5 protein-coding genes are annotated in these 7,463 nt (G+C 25.4%); 4 read left to right on the forward strand and 1 reads right to left on the reverse strand.

What is annotated here, in order from left to right; all coding sequences use genetic code 11:
• Positions 1 to 258: 258 nt before the first annotated feature.
• Positions 259 to 1,560: an NCS2 family permease gene (locus Q7K47_08585; GenBank protein MDP0507255.1), complete on the reverse strand. Its 1,302-nt coding sequence runs from the start codon at positions 1,558 to 1,560 to the stop codon at positions 259 to 261.
• A gap of 184 nt (positions 1,561 to 1,744) precedes the next feature.
• Between Q7K47_08585 and Q7K47_08590 the strand changes: the two genes are divergently transcribed.
• From Q7K47_08590 to Q7K47_08605, 4 genes are all read left to right on the forward strand, one after another.
• Complete coding sequence (locus tag Q7K47_08590) at positions 1,745 to 2,431, forward strand: DUF554 domain-containing protein (protein ID MDP0507256.1); 687 nt, start codon at positions 1,745 to 1,747, stop codon at positions 2,429 to 2,431.
• 169 nt (positions 2,432 to 2,600) lie between these two features.
• On the forward strand, positions 2,601 to 3,983 hold the full coding sequence (locus Q7K47_08595) for an amino acid carrier protein (GenBank protein MDP0507257.1): 1,383 nt from the start codon (positions 2,601 to 2,603) through the stop codon (positions 3,981 to 3,983).
• A 161-nt stretch (positions 3,984 to 4,144) separates the two neighbouring features.
• Positions 4,145 to 7,135 (forward strand): hypothetical protein, encoded by a 2,991-nt coding sequence (locus Q7K47_08600; GenBank protein ID MDP0507258.1) that lies wholly within the window; start codon positions 4,145 to 4,147, stop codon positions 7,133 to 7,135.
• Positions 7,136 to 7,239: 104 nt separating this feature from the next.
• Positions 7,240 to 7,463, forward strand: a 224-nt coding sequence (locus Q7K47_08605; GenBank protein MDP0507259.1) for a dicarboxylate/amino acid:cation symporter, incomplete at its 3' end; no start/stop codon positions are given.

Below are 7,463 nucleotides of genomic sequence, written 5' to 3' on the forward strand. Positions count from 1 at the left end.
TGTTCTTTTTTATTTTTCCTTCTTTGAAAAATAAAAAATAAACCTCCTTAATTTAAATGTAATATTTATAAATCAATATACTTTAAGTAAAAATTCTTAAAATATAGTTAAAAACAGCATTTTACAAGATTATATTATGAATTCAAGGTTTTTACAAGTATTTATTTAAAAATAATTTGTTGTACGTACAAATAGCTATATAATTAAACAAAAACATGTAAAAAAAGCTAAGAATTTTTTAATTCTTAGCTTTTTACATTAAACTATTAAATTTATAATTGATAGAATTCCAATTCCCCATAAAACTAAATTAATTTTTTTATATTCTCCAGCTACTAAATGCATGACAATGTAACTGATAAAACCAAAACTAAGTCCAATACTAATACTATATGTAAGAGGCATAAAAATAACAGTTATAAATCCAGGTACAGCAGTTTTTACATCAGTCCAATCAACAAATTTAACAGCTTTAAACATGAAGACTCCAACAAGTACTAGAGAAGGAGCAGCTGCAAACATAGGAACCATTCCAACAATAGGAGTTATAAGAAGCGATAAAAGAAATAAAAGTCCGGTAACTAGAGAAGCAAGACCAGTTCTAGCTCCTAAAGCAATTCCTGCAGCAGATTCACTAACAGCAGTAACTGTACTAGTTCCTAAAAAAGAACCCAATATTGTAGAAGTAACATCTACAAACATCATTTTTCCTAATCCTATATAGTTTCCATTTTCATCTTGCATTCCCATTTCTTTGTAACAAGCTATTAAAAGTCCTAATGAATCAAATAAATCGATAAACATGAAGGAAAAAATAGCTCCTAAAAGAGATAGTTTCATAGCTCCCATAATATTTAACTTAAAAGCAATTGGTGCAATTGAAGGAGGAGTTGAAACAAGAGTTTTAGGAACCTCAACAAGTCCTAAGAAAGCTCCTATAATTGTAATTATAATTATACTTAATAAAATACCACCTTTTACTCTTTTTTGTTCAAAAATAGCCATAAGAGCTAGTCCTAAAAGAGATAATACAACAGGAAGTGTAAATTTACCAAGTGAAACTAAAGTAGCTGGATGAGCAACAATTATTCCCATGTTTTTAAGTCCAATAAAAGCTATAAATAATCCAATTCCTGCAGTTGCAGCAGCAGTTAAAGGTCCTGGAATAGCTTGAGCTAGTTTTTCTCTTAGTCCAGAAAGAGCTAAGATAAGAAAGAATACTCCAGAAAGAAATACAATTCCTAAGGCATCTTGCCAAGGTACTCCTTTTCCCATAACTAACGTAAAAGTAAAGAAAGCATTTAATCCCATTCCTGGTGCCATAGTAATAGGAACATTTCCTACAAAAGCAGTAAGCAAAGTACCTATAGCACCGGCTAAACAAGTAACACTTATTAAAGCTCCCTTGTCCATTCCTGTTAAAGATAAAATAGAAGGATGTACAAAGATGATGTAAGCAATAGTGAAAAATGTAGTGATTCCTCCCATAATTTCAGTACGTATAGTTGAATTTCTTTCTTCAACTTTAAATAATTTCTCAATTAGATTTTTATTTGACAAAACTAATTCCCCTTTCTTTATTTCATTTTAAATTTTGTAAAGTCATAAAAATGGCTTTAGTTAAAAATAATATCAGAATAGTGAAAAAATGTCAATTATAATATTAAAAATATAAATAAAAATTACTTTTAGGATAGAAGTTTGGTATAATTGTTTTTATTAAAAAAATATTAGGGGGAAATTTATGGAGATGATTTTTTTAAACGGTATAGCTATATTTTTAGGAGGTTTTTTAGGACATAAATTTAGAGGATATGTTTCAGAAAAGGTTTCAAGTAGTATTATTAAAGTTGTAGCTTTAAATATAATAGTTATAGCCTTAAAGGAGGCTTTGAATTATAGAAATGGTATGTTAAATTTAGCTTATTTAGTAATAGGGGTAATTGTAGGAGAAGTTATTGATTTAGATGCAAAATTAAAGAATATGGGAGAATATATTCAGAATAAATTTACTAAAGGTAAAGAGGGAATAGCAAAAGGATTTGTTGTATCAACTATAATTTTTTGTGTTGGATCAATGGCTATATTAGGACCTTTAGAAATAGCATTAAAAAATAATAATGAAATTTTAACTATAAAATCTATTATGGATGGTATAAGTGCTATAATTTTTGCTGCAAGTTATGGAGTGGGAGTTATATTTTCAGGTATGATAGTAATTGTGTATCAATTTATAATATATCTTTTTGGATCAGCTATAAGTACTTTAGTAACTCAAGAAATAATACAAGATATATCTTCGGTAGGTGGTGTCGTTCTTTTGGCGTTGGGAATTACGATAGTTTTTGGAGAAAGAAATATTAAGGTTAGTAATATGCTGCCAGCAATTTTTTTACCGATAGTTTATTCGCTATTTTTGAGACTATTATAAGATATACCGAATATAAAAAAACAAAAAAATATATATAATTTTAGTTAAAATCAAGCTTAACAAAAAATAGTACGAACAAAAAACAAAAAATATTGTTATCTATGATATTATTATTAATAATGATATAATTACTAATAATATATAATAGAAGATGGAGGCATTTTAAAGCATGATAATAAAATCATTAATTGATGGAGTAAATAATTTCCTGTGGGGAAAAAATATTTTAGTAGTAATGTTAATAGGAGCAGCTATAATTTCAACTATAGCTAGTAGATTTATGCAATTTAGATTGTTTAGAACGATAATATCTGTTTTAACAAAAAAAGAAAAGGATAAAAGTGGGATAAGTTCTTTAGAAACATTCTTTTTAGGTACAGCTTGTAGAGTTGGAGCAGGAAATATAGCAGGAGTTGTAGCAGCGATTACAGTAGGTGGTCCAGGAGCTTTATTTTGGATGTGGATAGTAGCTCTTTTTGGTGCAGCTACATCTTTTATAGAGGCAACACTAGCTGTATTGTATAGAGATAAAATAGGAAAAGATAAATATATAGGTGGAACCCCTTGGATATTAAGAAAAAGATTGAAGATGGGAAAAGTTGGAGTTATTTATGCAGTAGCTTCCATATTGTGTTACACAGGTGTAACTCAAGTTATGGCAAACTCAATAACTGAGTCAGTTGCTAGTGCTTATTCTCTTGATCAAAGAATGGTGGCGATAGTTTTAACATTGATAGTTGCCGCTATAATATTTGGTAAAGGGAAAAAAGATGCAATAATAGATACTTTAAATAAAATTGTTCCTTTTATGGCAATTTTATATTTAGGGGTAGTGATATTTGTTATCGTAACTAATTTTTCACAAATACCAAGTATGCTATCAAATATATTTAAAATGGCTTTTGGTGCAAAAGAAATATTTGGTGGAGGTATAGGTATTGTTGTGATGCAAGGAGTTAGAAGAGGATTGTTTTCTAATGAAGCAGGAAGTGGGAATTCCAATTATGCAGCAGCAGTTGTGGATGTGGAAGAACCAGCTAAACAAGGTATGGTTCAATGTTTAGGAGTGTTCGTAGATACTTTGGTAGTGTGTTCAGCAACAGCCTTTGTAATATTGTTAGCAGGAGCTGAAAAAATCTCAGGAATTAATGGAATGATGCTACAAGGAAAAGAGTTTAGCGGTATGGCTTTATTTCAAGAATCATTGAAGGTTCATATAGGGTGGGTAGGAATACCATTTACAGTAATTGTAATTTTCTTTTTTTCTTTAAGCACTATTTTAGCAGTGGCTTATTATGGAAAAAACGCTTTAAATTTTATAAGTGAAAAGATTTTTGTTAATATGATGTATCAAATATCAATTGTTTTAATGGTGTATATAGGTGGAATTCAACAAAACTTTTTTGTTTGGTCTTTAGCTGATTTTGGATTGGGAATAATGACAGTTATAAATATTATATTTTTAAGTCCATTAATAGGTGAAGCTTTAAATGAATTAAAAAAATATGAACTTGTTTTAAAAAAAGAAAAAGAATTAAATAATATAAAATAGATAATTTTATTAGAATATTAAAGAAAGATCCTTTGAAAAAAATTAAAGGTTCTTTTTTTTATATATTTTAAAGTTAAATTATTTATGGGGAGTTGTTTGTAATTGATTTAAAGCATTAATTGTATTATACTGTTAATAAAAAAGAGAAAGAAAGGGATTTGATGAATTTTTTTATTAGAGAAAAATTTTTTAAAAATATTTCAAATGAGAAAAAAGAAATAGTAACAAAAAAACTTTATTATTTCTATAAAGAAATTGAAAATAATAAAGAAAATATAAAAAAATTATCCAAAGGATTTTGGATAAAGAAGATAAAAGGATTTGATAATAGATTTGAATTTAGAGTAAATAATGGAGATCGGATATTCTTTTCTTTAGAAAGAAGAGCGGGAGAAGAGGAAAGAGTAACATTTATATTGTATTCTAGTCATGATAAGGGAATTTTAAAAAATGATAGAATAACAGTTAAAAATATAAATGAATTTAATCTGAGTAAGTTAAAAATAAAAGAAGAGGAGATTTCAAAAGAAGATGAGGAAGAAATAAGGAAAAACTATAATGATATAATTTCTTATGAATTTAAAAATGATGAATTTTTTAGAAATACTAAAGAAAAAAGGTATTATTATTTAAATGATCAGCAGTATGAAGCTTTAAAAAAAGGGAATCCTTTATTTGTTGCAGGAAGTGCAGGGAGTGGTAAAAGCACAATAACTCTTAGAAAAATATTAAATTTAGAAGAACATCAATTTGAGTACAATATTAAAAAAATAGGTTATTTTACTAGAAATTTACTTTTAAAAGATGATGTTGAATCAAAGTATAGTGTTTTTAGAAGCTTGGAAAATGATGAGATTGTTGAATTTTATACTTTAAATAATTATTATAAAAAAGTTTTAAATATAGATAAAAGAAAAATTGTTGATTTTCAAAATTTTAAAGAATTTTTGAAAATTTCATTTCCTAATGTTGAAAAATTAAAAATAGAGTTATCAAATATATATTTTGAAATATTAGGGATAATAGAAGGACTTATGAGTTCCGGAAAAGTTGATAATTGGGATAGAAATAGAGGTACTAGTTATTTATCGTTGGAAGATTATTTGAACTTAAGTAAAAATTATAGTGCTTTAGATGAGAAACAAAAAAAAGAAATTTATAAAATTTGCAAAAAATATAATCAATGGAAAAAAAATAATGGATATTATGATTCAAATGATTTAGCTGTGAAGTGTTTAATAAAAGACGAAATTTTTGATTTTATAGTTGTTGATGAAATTCAAGATTTTACTGAAGTTGAAATATATTTATTGTTTTCATTGACTAAAAATAAAAATAATATGTTGATAGCTGGAGATATACATCAGATGATAGCGGTTAATGCTTTTAGTTTTGAAAGGATGAGAAATTTATACTATAGTAAAAATATAAAAGTTTTTGAAAGCTTACTTTCTAAAAATTATAGAAATTCAGAAAAGATAGTTAAATTAGCTAATGGTTTAACTGATATAAGAAAGAAGTATATAGGGGATAAAGGAATAGAAGATTATAAAGAGAGTTTTGTTGTGAAGGAAGGAACGGTTAATGTTTCTAATCTTGATTTTGGAATGTTGAAAAAAATGAATAGATCTAATGCAGCTATACTAGTTTCAGATAATCAAGATAAAGAATTTTTATTAGATAAAGGATTACATAGAATATTCACCATAGAGGAGATAAAAGGGTTAGAGTATGAAGATATTATTTGTTTTAATATAATTTCTAAAAATTTATGGGCTTGGGAAAAAATTTTATCTAAAGAAGTGAAGCTAGATCAAAGGTATAGAAAATATTTTAATTTGTTTTATGTAGGAATAACACGAGCTGTTAAAAATTTAATAATTATGGAAGAAGAATTAGATGGAAATCCTTTATTTGCAAAATTAAATACAATATTATCTTTGGAAAAAAGTGAAGATAATATTGTAAAAAAAATAATCGAGGAAAAGAGTGAATCAACAAAAGAAGAATGGCTTGAAGAGGGAAAAAAGCTGTATAAATTAGAAAAATTAAAAGAAGCAAAAGAAGCATTTGTTAATGCGGGAGATCCAACTTGGATTTTTAGAAGGGAGATAGAAGAAGATATTTTTAATGGAGATTATAAAATAGCTTTAAAGAAAATAGAAGTATATAATCTAAATAATAGGAAAATAAAATATAAAAAAATGATAGTTGATAATATTTTAGAAAGAAAAGATGAAATTAAATGTTTGAAATACATGTTTGATATTTTAAATATAGAATATAGATATCAAGAGTTAAAAAAGAATATTTCTAAAAAATTATTTAAAAATGACTATTCTATTAAAGAAGTGAATAGAATGATTCCTTATTTTAAAAGGAAGAGAGAAGATATATTGTTGGGGGATATTTATTTCTATAAAAAAGAATATAAGGTATCTTTAAAATTTTATGAAAAATCAGGAAATAGAAAAAAAATATCAGAGATGAGGATTAAAATATTAAAAGAAAAATTTAAAAATTTAGAAAATAAAATAGATATAGTGAAATTGTTGATAAGAGATAAAGAAATAAATTGTTTTGATAGAAATAAATTAACTCCTCTTTTTAAATCTTTAGAATATAAAGATAAGGATATTATAGAAATGATACTTTTTTTAGGTGGAGATATAAAAAGAAAAGCAAACATTAAATATACTTTGTTAACTTATATTGCTTATAGAAATTATGATAATTCTATTGAATTGATTAGTTACTTTTTAAAGAAAGGTTTAAATATTGATGAAAAAGATAATAATTTAGAAAATATGTTATTCCATTCTATTAGAAATAAAAATAAGAAATTAACAAGTTATTTATTAAAAATGAAAATAAATATAAATCAGAAAAATAAATTAAATGAAAATATACTATTTCAGTGTGTGAGATATGGGGATATAAGAAATTTTAAAAATATATTAAAAATGGGTATAGATAGTTCTGGAGAAAATTGTTTAGGAATAAATCTAAATGAATTGTTAAATCAGGTAGTTTTAACGGGGGAAATAAGAGATAGAAAGTTAGAATTAATGAAAAAGATTTATAATAGAATTTCACTGGAAAATAAAGGTTTTAATAGAGAGAAAGGTTTAAAAGTGAATGTAAAACACTAAAATTAAACATTTTTTCAGTTAAAAATTTGATTTTTTTTTAAAAAAGTAGTATTATTACTTTAGAATTATTAAAAAATTATTATATTTTTCAGGGAGGGTATGTTATGGCAAAAATTAAAGATTCACTTATACTTAAGTTAATCTTAGGGGTTGGTTTGGGTGTAATCATTGGTTTGACGGCAGGAGTAAAAATTATAGGTCTTATAAATACAGTTAAATTTATTTTAGGACAAGTTATATTTTTCTCTGTACCACTTGTTATTTTAGGGTTTATAGCACCTGCAATAACAAAAATGAAATCAAATGCGAGTAAAATGTTGTTGACTAT

Origin of the sequence: Fusobacterium sp. JB019 (genome assembly GCA_030673965.1) — a bacterium.
GTDB lineage: Bacteria > Fusobacteriota > Fusobacteriia > Fusobacteriales > Fusobacteriaceae > Fusobacterium_B.